Consider the following 14,511-nt stretch of genomic DNA (forward strand, 5'->3'; position numbering starts at 1 on the left):
GTGATGACACCGGAGAACATCGCGCCGGCGAGTAGGCCGGCGACGAAGATGGGTAGTTTGTCTCGCCAGACCGACGAGCTCAGCAGATCGGCTGAGTTCAGGCTTCAAACGGAGCCGGACAGGGAGAAGGCGGAGATCATCGCCAGCAGTACCCAGGCTGCCGGGGCGAGCGTGCCGCTCCAGATCTGGTGGGCCGCGAGCACGAGTGCTGCGCTGATCACCAGACCTGTCGCGACCCGCGTCGCGGGAAACCTGACGATCAAGGATTCGACCAGGAGCAGATACGGAAGACGGTCCCGCCACAGCTCGCGACGTACCCGTCAGCACACCGGTACCGAGTGCCGTTGTGGGTCCAACGCCAGGCGTTGCGGGGCCCTGAGCCGCAGGCCTTGGTCGGGTAGGAGTTCCAGCAGGTGCCGGACCCTCTCCGGAACCAGCCGTCAGATCCGCAGTGGCTCCTCGCGTAGGGGGCTCCCACGCAGACCTTGGTGTTGTCGTCGTAGCCGTCCGAGCTGTCGTAGCCGGCGCAGCTGGTGTATTCGGTGCCCGTCTCGGCGCTGGCGGTGGTCCCCCTGCCGGGCGGTAGGGAAGAGAGGATGTTGATCGCGAGTGCGCCGCCGAGCGCGCCGGCGGACTTGAACATCGTCCGCCGGGATGGCTTCATCTTGCCGAGTGAGCTGCTCGCCTTGCGGACTGTGAGGCCGAGGTCGGGTCCGGCGGGATCCGGTTCGTCAGCGTCCACGGCCGGAACGGCGGCCCAGTACCGGGCGGCGTCAGTGATCGTCATGCGTCAACCTCCATCGCAACAGGGTTCGAAGTCTTCGAGCCGATTTCCAGCAGGGTGTCGAGGTCTTCGTCGGAACCGACCACGCGGCGCCATTCCTCGGTGCCGTCCGGTGCATACCGGACCAGCGACGGCATCGCACCGACGCCGAGCGCACCGAGGAGTTCGGCGTCCACGATCGGGGTGACTGTCGAGTCGGCGACCCAGTCCGAACAGCCACTCGCGCAGAGCACCACCAGATGGCCGGCGACTCCTGCCCCAGCCACCACGTCGAGGTGGCGAGTGCGGTCGCGGCACTTGTCGCAGTGCTCGGACACCACCAGCACGAAGGTCGGCTGTCCGTCGTCCGAGCGGAACCTGGCGTTGGACCGGGTGATGTTCGGCGCCGGTGCGCCGGACTCGGTCCGCACCAGCGCACCCTGTAGTTCGCGAACCGTCTTCAGCAGGGCGGAGAAGGCGAAGAAGAGCAGGGCCGTACCCAGGAAGGAGAGGACGGCGAGTGAATTGATCGCGCTCTGCATGTCAGCTACTCAGCGAGCAGGTCAGGGAGCTGACGACCGAGATGAACTTCGGGTCCTCCGGCTGCTGGGTGATGATCGAGGTTGCGGTGCTGTCGTTGACCACGAAGGCCTCGCGGGTCCGCAGGGCACCCTTCTCGTCCCGGTCGTCTACGCGCCACATCGAGCCACCTCGGACCCGCTTGCCCTCGGTGAGGGGGATGCTCTCGATGGCCTCGGCGATCGGCGTGATCTGGACCGAGCACAGTTGGTCGATCGTGTTCACGGCCAGCATCTTCCCGTGCCGGAGTCCGGAGCCGGCCCGCGGCAGCAGGGTCAGCCCGTCCACGGCGTCGTCGATGTCGAACTTGGCCAGCATGTCCAGGAAGATCTCGAGCGGAACGCCCACCCCGCCGAGGTGGCTGGAGACCTCGTTGTGCGGGCCGACCCAGACCAGGTTGGTGCCGCCGTTCTCCAGGTCCTCCATGGACACGATGCGCCCGGAGTTCCAGGAGACTTCACGGACCTTGTACCGGGCCCAGTCGCCGAGTTCCCTGCTGACCAGCTCGGAAGACCCCGCCGGGGAGACGTTGAACCGCACACCACCGCCTTCTCCGTACAGCCAGGAGTTGTAGGCCCAGCCGCCGATGAACGGCCACGGGTTTCCTTCGACGGACAGACTCTGACCATTGGGCGCGCGAACCTTCATCGCTGATACCTCACTCTGTCGATGACCTGGGCGGATTACGAGGCTATGAGTCGCCACTGTCGCCGTGCTGCCCTTACCGCGCCCGTACCGCTGGCGGACCCCGCCCCAGCAGGCCGAGCCGGGGGTTCGGAGGACGACGGGACAACGGCCCGGGCGCTGGCCTAAACTGCGCGAGCCTGATCCAACCGAGGAGCGCCATGCCCGACGAACTGCTGCGGCCGACCATCGGCGCGGACGTCGACATGTCGGTGCGGCCCTGGCGGCTGATGTCGCAGACCTACGTGGCGTTCTTCGGCGGCGTAATCGCGGTGACCGTGATCGCCTTCCTGAACGCCCGCCGCCTGGGTGTGGCGCCGGACAAGCGCCGGCTGATCCTCGTCGTCGGCGCTGTCTCTCTAGTCGTCGCCGGCGTGGTGATCACGCTGCTCACCAACGGCGACGGCGCGACGTCGTCCGGCTTGCGGGTGGCGATCCGAGTGGTCGCGGTCGCGTGCTGCCTGATCCAGCTGCGGATCCAGCGCCCGATGGATCGGGCGTTCCAGTTGCGTGGCACCGACTACGGATCGCTCTGGGGTCCAGGCATCGCCGCGGTGATCGGCGCCGGACTGCTCGAAGCAGGTCTGCTGGCAGTCGTGGCGGTGGCACTGTGAACGAACCGACCGAGGCAAGACTCCAGATGGCCGGCCACTGGCTCCAGATCGGTCACCCCGAACGCACCCTCGACGAACTCCAAGGCCTCTGGGGCGACTCGGCCCTCGACTATCGCGCCTTCTTGTTCCGCGGCGCGGCTCTGCACGCCCTCGACCGCCACGCCGAAGCGATTCACGTACTGCGGGACGGCCTGTCCCGCCACGGACCCTTCCTCCCGCTGCTGCAGGTCCTCGGTTCGGCCCTCCGGGCGGAAGGCCGTTTGCCGGAGGCGGAAGCGGCGTTCCTGCAAGGGCTGAGCCTAGATCCGAACGACCCTGACCTGCTGATCGGCTACGCCATGGTCTGTCTCTCCGCCGGGCAAGCGGAGAAGGCGAGCGCCCTGGTCGAACGCGCCGCGTCGCAGGCCCCGGAGAGCCTTGCCGTGTCGGCGGCGCGCGCCCAGGTGGCGTTCGCGCTCGGCAAGGACAAGGACATGCACCGGCATACTCAGGAAGCGCTCTCTGCCGATCCCGAAGATCCCGGTGCACGAGCACTGCACGGTACGTCGTCGATGCTCACCGGCGACTCGAAATCCGGCTACAACTCGCTCGCCTCGGCCGCGGCCGCCCACCCGGGCGATCCCGACCTCCGGGCAGCGGCGCGTGAGGCAAGGCTAGCGAATCACCCGCTGATGCGTCCGCTCATGCCGTTCCAGCGGTTCAACCCGCTCGTCATCTGGGTCTGCGCGGTGGCGGTGATCTACGGGCTGCGTGCAGCCGGTCTGCTGTTGTTCGCCGGGATCGCCGCGGGCGCGTGGTTCGCGTTCTGCGTGTACTCGTGGGTCGCGCCGCCCTTGCTACGCCGCTGGCTCAACCGGAAGTGGGGCTCATGACGGACGACCGGATCTCCGCGCTGCGCAAGGCCGTCGAGGCGAACCCGGACGACGTCCTGCTCCGGCTCGTGCTCGCCGAGTCCCTGGTCGCCTCCGGGGAAACCGGGCCCGCGCTCGACCAGTACGTCGTACTGCTGGACCAGCGAGGTCTTCCCGATGATCAGTTGGTGATCGTCGGTGAACTGGCCGCGGCGAACGGGCGGCTCGCGCTGCTGAGGAACTGCCTCGAGGCGGCCCGGCAGGCGGGCATCGTGGAGGGAACCGGGCGGCTCCAGCAGTTGGTCGACGAGATGATCACCGCGCGCAGCGGGGTCAAGGTGAAGGTCGGACCCGAATCCGATGACGAGCTGTTCGTCACCGATGCGCCGCGGGAGACGACGACCTTCGACCAGGTCGGCGGGATGGAGGAGATCAAGCGGGTGATCCACCGGATGGTGATCCTCCCGCTGAGCCGTCCCGAGCTCTACGAGAAGTACGGCCGCAGGTCCGGTGGCGGCGTAATGCTCTACGGGCCGCCCGGGTGTGGCAAGACGCTTCTCGCGCGGGCGACGGCGGGGGAGTGCGGGCTGCCCTTCGTCAACGTGCGGATCGAAGACGTGATGGACCCGTACCTCGGCGTCTCCGAGCGCAACCTGCACGCGGCCTTCGAGCGGGCCCGGGCGAACGCGCCGTGCGTACTGTTCGTCGACGAGCTCGACGCACTGGCCTTCGCGCGGCACAAGCACGGCGGTTCGGAATCACGCCGGCTGGTCGACGTACTGCTGCAGGAGCTGGACGCGATCGGCTCCGAGAACGAGGGCCTCTTGGTGCTGGCAGCAACCAATGCGCCCTGGGACGTCGACGAGGCGATGCTCCGCCCCGGCCGGTTCGACCGCGTCATCTTCGTACCGCCGCCGGACGAGCCGGCCCGCGCCGACATCCTGTCCGTGGTGTTAAAGGGCGTGCCGACGACCGGCCTCGACCTTCAGGAGCTGGCGAAGCAGACGCCGATGTTCAGCGGTGCCGATCTCCGCGCGCTGGTCGAGCGCTCGGTCGACCGGGTGATCGACGAAGCCCTCACTACCGGAGCAGAGCCGCCGCTGTCGGCACAGCACCTGACCGCAGCACTTCCGACTGTGAAGCCGTCGACCCTGGATTGGCTCCACCGCGTTCGCTCATACATCGAGTTCGCGAACCAGACTGAGCGGTACGACGACGTCGCGGCGTACCTGCGCACCAAGGATGTTCGTCGCCGCCTGAGCTGAACAGCTCGCTCCCGCTAGCCGGGGGTGACGATTCCCGCTGGCTGTGCGGACAGAGCGCTGCCGGTGGCGTCACGGTGTGTGTATGAGCACCCAACAACTAGGTCTGGAAAGGCGACAAGCCCGGGGACGCTTCTTGCGGGATCTGGGCAGCCCGGCAGAGATCTTCTCCAACCTCACTCCGAACTGGTACGCCTCGATCATGGGCACCGGCATCGTCGCCGCTGCCGCTGCGTCCCTGCCCTGGCAACCCCGTGGCTTGCACACCGCAGCCTTTGTCGTCTGGGTCCTTGCCGCGTTCCTCTTGGTCGCACTGACGGTGGCCACTGTCACCCACTGGGTGCGCTCTCCGGGCGCGGCGCGACGCCATCTCCTCAATCCTGTGGCGTCCCAGTTCTACGGCGCCCCACCGATGGCGATGCTGACAGTGGGAGCCGGGACGTTGTTGCTCGGCCGGGACGTTCTGGGCCTCCACGCTGCCGTCAATATCGACTGGGTGCTCTGGTTCGCCGGCACGATCACCGGTCTGGCCGCCGCCGTCTTGGTGCCGTTCGTCATGTTCACCCAGCATGAGCTGAAGGCCGACAGCGCGTTCGGCGGTTGGCTGATGCCGATCGTGCCGCCCATGGTGTCGGCATCCACCGGTGCTCTGCTGGTGCCCTACGCGCCCGCCGGCCAGGCCAGGCTTGCCATGTTCCTGTGCTGTTTTGCGATGTTCGGGCTGTCGCTGCTTGCATCGATCGTCGTCATCACCCTGATCTGGTACCGCCTTGCCGTCTACAAGACAGGCGAGGCGGCGGCGGTGCCGACCGTATGGATCGTGCTGGGACCAGTGGGCCAGTCGATCACCGCAGCGAATCTGCTCGCCGGGGTGGCTCCGCAGGCCTTGCCGAGGCCGTACTCGACCGCCCTGCAGGCGTTCGGCGTCCTCTACGGCGTACCCCTCTGGGGGTTCGGCCTGCTCTGGGGCACGATCGCCGTGGCCATCACAGTCCGTACGATTCGCGCCCACCTGCCGTTCTCGCTGACCTGGTGGTCGTTCGTCTTCCCCGTCGGAACCATGGTCGAGGGCACGTCCGGCCTCGCCCTGCACACCGGATCAGACCTGTTCCGCGTTGCTGCCGTGGCGTTCTACGTCGCCCTGGTCGCCGCTTGGGTCACCGTCGCAGCCCGTACTGCGAACGGCAGCTTCCGCGGCACGTTGTTCCTTCCCCCAGGGGTGCGGCCCGCAACCGACAGGTAGCTCCTCGTGGGATACCGGCTAGCAGGTAGTCGCCGGTACGGCCAGGCACTACCTGAAGATGGCCGCTGGCCGTGGCGCCACCAGGGCCGGTCCAAGCGAGGCTTAGCAATAACGCTGGAAGTCATGGCGACGGTGAATCCGAGCCAGCTGGAAGGAGATCCACCATGCTCATCATCCTGTTGGTCTCGATGATTTTCCTTGCCGATGCCACCTACTGGATCACGAAACGGACGAAGCGGGGCCGCCTGAGCGGTGACCCCTTCGAGGACGCGTTCGGTGAGTCCGAACTGCGCAAACTCGACTCGCACCTCGAGGAGGTCGCGCTGGAGGAACTGCGTCGGCTGGAACGACAGCTGACGACGTACGTGGGCACCGATGTCGGCCACGTGCTGATGATCTCGAGGTCAGCCCACGGCATCGCTCTCGAACTGTCCGACGGTCGCCGGATGGCACTCGGCGGAGTCAGCCCCCGCATCCGTCACATCCTCACCCAGCGCGCCGCCAGCGACGAACTCCGTCCCGCCCACGTGCAGCGGGATGCCTTCAGCTACCGGCTGCTGCTCCGCGGCGGAGACGGCGAGATCGAGGTCCACGCCCGCCACATCGCCCTGGCGCCCTGACCCTCTATCCCACCAGTACCACCCCCCACCAGTACGGCCCGGTCCTGCCAAGCCCCGGCAGGTCCGGGCCGTACTCATGTGTGTGGTCAGGCGGTGGTTTTGACTCGGGAGGCCGCGTTGTCTGGCATCGCTTCGTAGCGGGCGAAGGATCGGGTGAAGGAGGCGGAGCCGTGGGAGAGCGAGCGGAGGTCGATGGAGTAGCGGGTGATCTCTACCTGCGGGACCTCGGCCTTCACCAAGGTGCGGTCGTCGCCGACCTTGTCGGTGCCGAGCAGGCGTCCCCGCCGCCCGGACAGGTCGCTCATCACCGCGCCGACCAGTTCGTCCGGCACCAGTACTGAGACCAGATCCACTGGTTCGAGCAGATTCACCTTCGTCGCCGTCGCGGCCTCGCGTAGCGCCAGCCCACCGGCCATCTGGAACGCCATGTCCGACGAGTCCACGCTGTGCGCCTTGCCGTCGAGCAGCGTGACCCGGATGTTGACCACCGGATAGCCGGCGTTGACGCCCCTCTCCATCTGCGCGCGGATCCCCTTCTCCACGCTGGGGATGAACTGTCGCGGCACCGCACCGCCGACCACCTTGTCGACGAACTCGAACTCGTTGCCCTCCGGCAGCGGTTCCACCTCGATGTCGCAGACGGCGTACTGGCCGTGTCCGCCGGACTGCTTCACATGCCGCCCGTGGCCCTTCGCCTTCCCGCCGAAGGTCTCCCGGAGCGGCACCCGCAGTTCCACGGTGTCCACCGTCACGCCGTACCGGTTGGCCAGGGCGTCGAGCACCACGTCCGAGTGCGCCTCACCCATGCACCACAGCACGATCTGGTGGGTCTCCGGGTTCTGCTCGATCCGCAGCGTCGGGTCCTCCGCCGCCAACCGCTGCAAACCGACCGACAGCTTGTCCTCATCCGTCTTCGCATGAGCCTGTACGGCGATCGGCAGCAGCGGCTCCGGCATCGTCCAGGGCCTGAGCAGGAGCGGTTCGGACTTGTCGGAGAGCGTGTCCCCGGTTTCCGCCCGGGTCAGCCGGCCGATCGCGCAGAGATCACCCGCCACCACCGCGGTCGCGGGGCGCTGCTGCCGGCCGAGCGGGAACGAGAGGGTGCCGATGCGCTCGTCCTCGTCGTGGTCCGCGTGGCTGTTCGTCTCGCCGAAGAAGGACGTGAAATGGCCCGACACGTGAACCGTCGTGTCGGGCCTGATGGTGCCGGAGAACACCCTCACCAGGCTGACCCTGCCGACGTACGGGTCCGAGGTCGTCTTCACCACCTCGGCGAGCAGGGGGCCGTTCGGATCGCAGCTGAGGCCCTTCTTCGGTACTCCGTGCGGCGTGAACACCTCGGGCAACTGGTGCTCCGGGGGAGAGGGGAAGCCGCTGGTCGCGATCTCGAGCAGCTCCAGGGTGCCGACGCCGGTGCCGCTGCAGACCGGGATCACCGGGAAGAAGGATCCGCGAGCAACCGCTCTCTCCAGATCTTCGATCAGGATGTCCTGGTCGATCTCCTCGCCGCCGAGATAGCGCTCCATCAGCGACTCGTCCTCGGACTCTTCGATGATCCCCTCGATCAAGGTGCCGCGGAGTTCCTCGATCTGATCCGCGTACGCCGGGTCCGGGGCGTGCGTGGTGCGTTTGCCGCCGGAGTACTCGTACTGCGTCTGGGACAGCAGCCCGACCAGCCCGTCACCAGCGGGCAGGTAGAGCGGCAGGACCTTGTCGCCGAACGCGTTCTGAGCAGCAGAGAGCGCGTTCTCGTAGTTCGCCCGGGCGTGGTCGAGCTTGGTGATCACGACGGCTCGCGGCATACCGACCTGGTCGCACTCCTGCCAGAGCGCCTTGGTCGGCTCGTCGACGCTTTCGTTCGCCGAGATCACGAAGAGAGCGCAATCTGCCGCTCTCAACCCGGCCCGGAGCTCACCCATGAAGTCGGCATAACCGGGGGTGTCGATCAGGTTCAGCTTGATGCCGTTGTGCGGCAGGGGAGCGAGGGCGAGGCCGACCGAACGTTGCTGCCGGATCTCCGCATCGTCGTGGTCGCAGACCGTCGTGCCGTCCAGGACGGCGCCCGGTCTGGACAGCACCCCGGAGGCCACCAGCAGGGCCTCGACGAGGGTGGTCTTGCCGGCACCGGAGGAGCCGACCAGCACCACGTTGCGAATGGCGCCCGGATGATCCGCGGTGGGAGCAGCTCCGGCGCCCTGGGAAGTATTCGTCTTGTCTGCCATGACGTTCCTCCTAGTTAGCCCACCATTCCCCCAAGCACCATCCGAGCACAAGACCCTCCCCGCTCTAGGTGAGCAAAGGGCGGGCAGGTTGGTCAGCCGGAGTGAGGGCGGCGATCACTGCCTGGAGGTCGTCGGGGTGCAGGCGCGGGGCTTTGCCGCGGGCAGGATCGGCCCGCAGGGTTTCGATTTCAGTCCTGGCCTGGAGGGCTTGCTCCTGAGCCAGGCGCTTTTGCTCGGTCAGTTGAGTGGTCAGGACTGCGCGTTCCGCGCGGGCTTGTTTCGCATCGTGGTCGGACTGGATGCGGAGGTCTGCCAAGGCCCGCTCGGCGTCGGCGACGGCCCGCAATCCCGCCCCCTCTGCGGCAGCACAGTCAGCTTCGGCTCGGGCGGTGGATTGTTCAGCTGTGGTGACGGCTGCTTCGGCGTCGCGGAGGTGGGCGCGTTCTGCGGCGAGGTCTGCTCGGAGGGACTCGGATTCGACTCGGCGGTCTGCTTCAGCGGCGCGGGCGGCGTCTCGTTCGACGATGGCGCGTTCGGCCAGGACCGCGATCTCGCGGAGTTGGCGGTCGGTGCCGGCGGCTCGTTCAGCTGCTCGGGCGGCTTGGGCTTCGGCGGTACGGCGGGAGGTGGTCGCCTCCTCAGCCTGTTGGCGAGCAGCTCCCAGCGCCTCGGTCGCCTCCATCGCTTGGCGGGTAGCCGCCGACGCCCGCTCTACTGCCTCAGCTCGTTCGTTGGCAGCCCGCTCCGCCGAAATCGTGCTCTGCCGCATACGGTGCTCGGCCTGTTCCCGTGCTTCCTCCGCGGCCAGACGCGCACGCTCGGCCTCGGCGACCTGCGCATGTGCAGCTTCCACGGAGGCGACAGCCGCAGCCTCCACCTCATCGAGCCGAGTCGTCACGGCCGCCAGCGCCTCTGTCAGAGCCTCAACCGGTCCGCGTACGTCGTCCAGCTGCTCCCGGAGCCGATCCGCGTCCAGCCGGAAGGTCGCGCTCCCCGCATCCAGCCCGAGGGCGCCGAGCGCCTCCCGCTCCGCCCGAGCCAGCTGAGCGCAGGTCCGTCCGCCTTCCCAGCGCGTATCCCGGCAGAAACTCCGCGGCCGTCCGCCCTGCATCCCCGGTCCCGGCAACTCAGCCCGGCACTTGCTGTACCCGCACCGCCCAGCCTCACCATTCATGCCCGGAACCCTATGAGTTAGTAGGGTACAAACCCCGAAACCGGTTCGGCGTTTCGAAAACCAAACCACCTACCAACGAAACCAGTGTTTCGTTGGTGCGACGTCGAACCCAGCGGTCAGGCGAGGGCCAGCGCGGCCAGGGCGACGGCCGAGCCGCCGAACACGACGACGTGACGGACGTTCTGCAGGACCCAGACCCAGGACGGGAAGGCGTTCTCGGCGGCCTTGAGCAGAGCCGGCACGTTGATGCGCTGAAGGAGCGGGTCGCCCTTGCGAGCGAAGGCCGCCTGCACGGACTTGGCGGCGGTCAGGTTGCTGTACAGGATGAGGAAGTTCATCGCCAGCACGAGCGACTGGAAGATCCAGGTCAGAGGACTCGCCCAGGCGCTGGCGGCGAGGTTGAGCCCGGCCAGGGCCACCATGACCGCGGCCACCGTGACCGGTGCGGCTGTCTCGTGGCCGCCGGCGTCGAACCGCATCTTGTTCTCCGCCAGAACGGTGCCCGGTACGCCCTGGCGCGCCAGTTCCGCCTCAGCGGCCACCTGGGCACCGGGTCCGAAGCGGTGACGCACCAGCGGGATGCTCAGAAAGGCGCAGGCGACGAGCAGTTGGACGATCGCGACGAGGACGTTCATGGCGGTTCTCCTTGGTGCGCTGGGGATTGACTTGCACTTTGTTCAAGTGAACCTAGCCCAGTACTTGAACTATGTGCAAGTCGAATCTTGAACTTTGTGCAAGGCCCGCCTGGGTGCCCTATCGTGAGGGCATGCCACGCGACACCCTGACCCGGGAACAGATCGTCCGGACCGCCGTCGAGCTGCTCGATGCCGAAGGCCTGGAAGGCCTCAACATGCGCAGCCTGGGCAAGCGGCTCGACTCGGCCGCCACGGCCGTCTACTGGCACGTCAACAACAAGGACAATCTCGTCGTCCTAGCCGGCGATCAGGTCTGGGACGAGATCAGGCTGCCCGACCTCGGCACGGTCGACTGGCTTACGGCCGCCACCCAGATGGCCACCGACCTGTTCGCGATGCTCACCAGACACCCCTGGCTCGTGCAGGCCTTCGCCTCTCACGTCCTGTACGGCGCCAGCAAGGCGCGGCACGACGACCACAGCCTCGCTGTGTACGAAGCGGCCGGCTTCGTCGGCGCGGAAGCGGACCAGGCCGCGGCTTCCGTCTTCACCTACGTACTCGGCAACGCCCTCGGCGCCTCCGCCGCCGCCTCGCTCACCCGGCGGCTCAGCCGGGACGGAGGGGACGCCGAGGAACAGCTTGAGGAGACCATGAAGCAGGCAGCTGACGTCGCAGCGGAGTTCCCACGGCTCCGCGCCCGCCTCGAAACGCCGGCCGCCGAGTACGGCGCAGCCCCCGACGAGAGTTTCGAGTTCGGCCTCCGGATCCTCCTCGACGGCCTCGAAGCCACACTCGCCAACCGCAGCCGAACCTGAACACAGCGCCCGCTGTCTGCGCCTGGTGTGGGACCGCCGGACTGTCGGTGCCGTGAGCAAGAATCACCCTCGTGCCCACCGCCGAACTGCCCACACCGCTCACTGATCCGGAGAACTGGCCCGGGGTCGGGGATGCCGGAGTGCTGAGGGGGCAGATTGCTGAGTGGTTGAGTCAGTACGCCAACGCCGGTACTCGGCGGACCTATGCGTATGCGCTCGGCTTGCCCACCGCGTGGGTGGATGCGCTGAGCCCGACCACCGACAGCGCAGTACCGGGGAACAAGCGGAAGCCGCCGGTGGGGAAGGAAGGGCCGTTGCATCAGTTGGCCTGGTTCCGGTGGTGTGCGGCTCGCAACCTGGATCCGCGGGCGGCGACAGGGACCGAGGTGAAGGCGTGGTTGCACACGCTCGACGCTGCCGGTGCGGAGACGCGGACCAGGCAGCGCATGCTCTCGACGCTGTCGGCCTTCTACGGGCACCTCACCGAGACCGGCGTAGTCCCCGCCAACCCCGCCGCACTCAACCGCGCCCGCTTGGGTCTCAACCGCAGCTCCCGCGACGCCTCACCCACGATCCGCCTCACCGCAGCCCAACTACGAGCGCTCCTGGACGCAGCAGCCCGCCTCCCGAACCGCACCTGCCACAAGGACCTGTACGCCGCCCGCGCGGTTGCCGTCGTCGCCCTGCTGACCCTCGGCCTCCGCGTGTCCGAACTGGTGAACCTGGACCGCGACGACCTGATGGTCTCCGGCGGCGAGCCGATGCTGCGCGTCCTCGGCAAGGGCGGCGTCCACCGCGAGGTCTACCTCACCAACCTCGCCGCCACCGCCCTGAAGAACTACCTGACCGAGCGTGACCGTGCCGGAGGCGCCGCCACACCGACCCTGCGCGGCCGGACCAGTGCGACCACGAGCCCCTTGATCGCGACCCGCGACGGTGGACGCTGCTCCCGCTTCGACGTGAACGCCTTGCTCCGGCGAGTCGCAGTACAGGCTGGTCCTGAGCTGGCGGATGTCGCGGATCGGGTGCATCCTCATGCGCTGCGGCATGCGTACGTGACGATCGCACTCGAGCAGGACGCGCGGATCCAGCATGTGCAGGCCGATGTTGGCCACGCGAGCATCTCCACCACCCAGTACTACGACCGCGGCCGCCGCACCCGGGAAACCACGGCGGCGGATCTGGTCGAGGCGGCGATCCGTGCGGCCGGATTGGACTGAACGACCGTTACTGTCGCCGCATGCGTAGGGGATTCTTCACCGCAGTCATCACTCTCTTCGCCGGCCTGGTTCTGACCGGCTTCGCGAGCAGCAGCCCGGCCTCGGCCGGTACTACGGGCTACGCGGACAGCGGTGACGTGGTGGAGCTCATGCAGCTCGACTACACCGTGAACACCGACGGCGTCCTGCACGTCAAGGAGACGATCAACTACCAGTTCGGCAGCTCCGGCCGGCACGGCATCTACCGCAACCTGGTCACGCGTGAGGTCTATAAGGACGACGACTCCATGGACCAGAAGTACGAGATCTCCGACATCGAGGTCGCCAGCCCGAGCGGCGCCAGCGCCGAGTTCAGCGAGAGCACGACCAAGACCGACACCCAGCGCGAGCAGAGCATCCAGATCAAGATCGGCTCGGCCGACGAGACCATCTCCGGACGCGTGGCGACCTACGTGATCCAGTACGACGTACGCGGCGCGCTGCGGCACTTCAATGACCACAGCGAGCTCTACTGGGATGCGACAGGTTCCGGCTGGGACGCGACCATCCGGCAGGTCCAGGTCAACGTGACCGTGCCGGAGGAAGTCCAGCAGGTCGACTGTTTCGCCGGACCGCCTGGATCGACGACGAGCTGCCAGCAGAAGTCCGTCGTCGGCGGGCGTGGCGTCTTCGGTGCATCCGGACTGGACCGCGGCGAGCAGCTCACGATCGTCGCCGGGATCCGTGCCGGGGTGGTCGCGAACGACGCTCCAATTGTGGTGGAGCCGCCGACCTGGTTCGAGCGCTCAGGAATCTCCGTGCCCGGAGTGATCGGGTCCGGTCTGGTCACGCTCGGGGCGATCATCGCGGCGGTGCTGTACTCCAGGAAGGGCAACCTCGACCAGCGCTTCGATGGTGCACCGCCCGGCACGATCCCGCCGGCCGGCTCGTCGGTCGCGGCGGTCAAGGACTACCTGCGTGAAGACCAGATCCCGGTCGCGTTCGCACCGCCGAGGATCCCGGTCGCTGAGGGCGGTCTGCTGATCGACGCGAAGGCGAACACCACTGAGACCGCGGCCACGCTGATCGATCTGGCCGTCCGCGGAGCGCTCCGGATCGACAACTCCGGAGAGGAGCAGCGGGCGGTGCTGCTGAACCCTGCCGTCGCCACGGCGCCGCATGAGCAGGTGCTGCTGCAGAACCTCTACCCGTCGCTGCAGCCGGGTGCTGAGATCACACTGGAGCGGCGTCCGACCGGTGACACCTCGATGCGCCAGGCGCACGACGCGATGATCGAGGCGCTGCGCCAGCAGATCAAGGCGCGCAACTGGTACCTGCGGATGCCGCGGGCAGGCGGTGGATCGAGCTTTGCCAGTGGAGCCCGCTGCGCTTGCCTGGCCATGGTCGGCATCTGGGTCTTCGGTGCAGGCATAGCCGGTACTGCGATCGGCGCGGCGACGGGTGGTCTCGGCAGAGCGATGGTCATTGTGATCCCCGTGGTGGCGGTGATCGTTGCGATGGTGATCTGGATCAGCAAGCGGGCCCGCGGGCAGCGCAATCCGGTCGGTCGCGCGGTGACGGACCAGCTGATCGGGTTCCGGACGTACCTGGCGACGGCCGAGGCGGACCAGCTGCGGTTCGAGGAGGGCGAGGACATCTTCAGCAGGTACTTGCCGTGGGCAATCGCTTTCGACCTGGCGGATCGCTGGCAGCGCGTCTGCGCCCAACTGGTCGCGGCGGGGCGGATCACGCCGGATCCCTACTGGTACACGGGTCCCTCGTACTACAGCTCGGGCTTCGCGGCCGGCACCATCAGCCAGACCGTGGCGAACACCTTCGACCCACCCCCG

Annotated in this window: 15 protein-coding genes; 8 read left to right on the plus strand and 7 right to left on the minus strand. The window is 67.7% G+C overall.

What is annotated here, in order from left to right; translation table 11 throughout:
* Positions 1–104 precede the first annotated feature (104 nt).
* The 4 genes from VFG33_RS02945 to VFG33_RS02960 are packed head-to-tail and all read right to left on the minus strand — an operon-like array spanning position 105 to position 1,990.
* Positions 105–263: a hypothetical protein gene (locus VFG33_RS02945; protein ID WP_325022085.1), complete on the minus strand. Its 159-nt coding sequence runs from the start codon at positions 261–263 to the stop codon at positions 105–107.
* Positions 260–787 (minus strand): hypothetical protein, encoded by a 528-nt coding sequence (locus VFG33_RS02950; protein WP_325022087.1) that lies wholly within the window; start codon positions 785–787, stop codon positions 260–262. The genes VFG33_RS02945 and VFG33_RS02950 overlap by 4 nt, the downstream gene beginning before the upstream one ends.
* Positions 784–1,305, minus strand: coding sequence for a hypothetical protein (locus VFG33_RS02955; protein ID WP_325022089.1), 522 nt, complete (start codon positions 1,303–1,305; stop codon positions 784–786). The genes VFG33_RS02950 and VFG33_RS02955 overlap by 4 nt, the downstream gene beginning before the upstream one ends.
* Before the next feature lies 1 nt (position 1,306).
* Positions 1,307–1,990, minus strand: a complete 684-nt coding sequence (locus VFG33_RS02960; protein ID WP_325022091.1) for a hypothetical protein — start codon at positions 1,988–1,990, stop codon at positions 1,307–1,309.
* A 197-nt stretch (positions 1,991–2,187) separates the two neighbouring features.
* On the opposite strand from VFG33_RS02960, the gene VFG33_RS02965 reads away from it, so the two are divergent.
* From VFG33_RS02965 to VFG33_RS02985, 5 genes are all read left to right on the plus strand, one after another.
* Entirely contained in the window at positions 2,188–2,640 is a 453-nt protein-coding gene (locus tag VFG33_RS02965) for a hypothetical protein (RefSeq protein ID WP_325022093.1), read from the plus strand.
* Positions 2,637–3,512, plus strand: coding sequence for a tetratricopeptide repeat protein (locus VFG33_RS02970; RefSeq protein WP_325022095.1), 876 nt, complete (start codon positions 2,637–2,639; stop codon positions 3,510–3,512). Before VFG33_RS02965 ends, VFG33_RS02970 begins: the two co-directional genes overlap by 4 nt.
* The gene (locus VFG33_RS02975) at positions 3,509–4,756 is read left to right on the plus strand and encodes an AAA family ATPase (protein ID WP_325022097.1); all 1,248 of its coding nucleotides are present in this window, start codon (positions 3,509–3,511) and stop codon (positions 4,754–4,756) included. Before VFG33_RS02970 ends, VFG33_RS02975 begins: the two co-directional genes overlap by 4 nt.
* Positions 4,757–4,838: 82 nt before the next feature.
* Complete coding sequence (locus VFG33_RS02980) at positions 4,839–5,996, plus strand: TDT family transporter (RefSeq protein ID WP_325022099.1); 1,158 nt, start codon at positions 4,839–4,841, stop codon at positions 5,994–5,996.
* A 164-nt stretch (positions 5,997–6,160) separates the two neighbouring features.
* Complete coding sequence (locus tag VFG33_RS02985) at positions 6,161–6,616, plus strand: hypothetical protein (protein ID WP_325022101.1); 456 nt, start codon at positions 6,161–6,163, stop codon at positions 6,614–6,616.
* An 86-nt stretch (positions 6,617–6,702) separates the two neighbouring features.
* On the opposite strand, the gene VFG33_RS02990 is transcribed toward VFG33_RS02985, so the two are convergent.
* The 3 genes from VFG33_RS02990 to VFG33_RS03000 all read right to left on the minus strand — a co-directional run bounded on the left by VFG33_RS02990 (position 6,703) and on the right by VFG33_RS03000 (position 10,647).
* Positions 6,703–8,838: an elongation factor G-like protein EF-G2 gene (locus tag VFG33_RS02990; RefSeq protein ID WP_325022103.1), complete on the minus strand. Its 2,136-nt coding sequence runs from the start codon at positions 8,836–8,838 to the stop codon at positions 6,703–6,705.
* A 64-nt stretch (positions 8,839–8,902) separates the two neighbouring features.
* The gene (locus VFG33_RS02995) at positions 8,903–10,012 is read right to left on the minus strand and encodes a coiled-coil domain-containing protein (protein ID WP_325022106.1); all 1,110 of its coding nucleotides are present in this window, start codon (positions 10,010–10,012) and stop codon (positions 8,903–8,905) included.
* A 116-nt stretch (positions 10,013–10,128) separates the two neighbouring features.
* The gene (locus VFG33_RS03000; RefSeq protein ID WP_325022108.1) at positions 10,129–10,647 is read right to left on the minus strand and encodes a hypothetical protein; all 519 of its coding nucleotides are present in this window, start codon (positions 10,645–10,647) and stop codon (positions 10,129–10,131) included.
* Positions 10,648–10,778: 131 nt separating this feature from the next.
* On the opposite strand from VFG33_RS03000, the gene VFG33_RS03005 reads away from it, so the two are divergent.
* The 3 genes from VFG33_RS03005 to VFG33_RS03015 all read left to right on the plus strand — a co-directional run.
* Positions 10,779–11,462 (plus strand): TetR/AcrR family transcriptional regulator, encoded by a 684-nt coding sequence (locus VFG33_RS03005; protein ID WP_325022110.1) that lies wholly within the window; start codon positions 10,779–10,781, stop codon positions 11,460–11,462.
* Positions 11,463–11,533: 71 nt separating this feature from the next.
* Positions 11,534–12,682 (plus strand): tyrosine-type recombinase/integrase, encoded by a 1,149-nt coding sequence (locus tag VFG33_RS03010; RefSeq protein WP_325022112.1) that lies wholly within the window; start codon positions 11,534–11,536, stop codon positions 12,680–12,682.
* A gap of 20 nt (positions 12,683–12,702) precedes the next feature.
* Positions 12,703–14,511 (plus strand): DUF2207 domain-containing protein (locus VFG33_RS03015; protein WP_325022114.1); only part of this gene is annotated, 1,809 nt, incomplete at its 3' end.

The sequence above is a fragment of the Kribbella sp. genome, from assembly GCF_035687465.1.
GTDB lineage: Bacteria > Actinomycetota > Actinomycetes > Propionibacteriales > Kribbellaceae > Kribbella.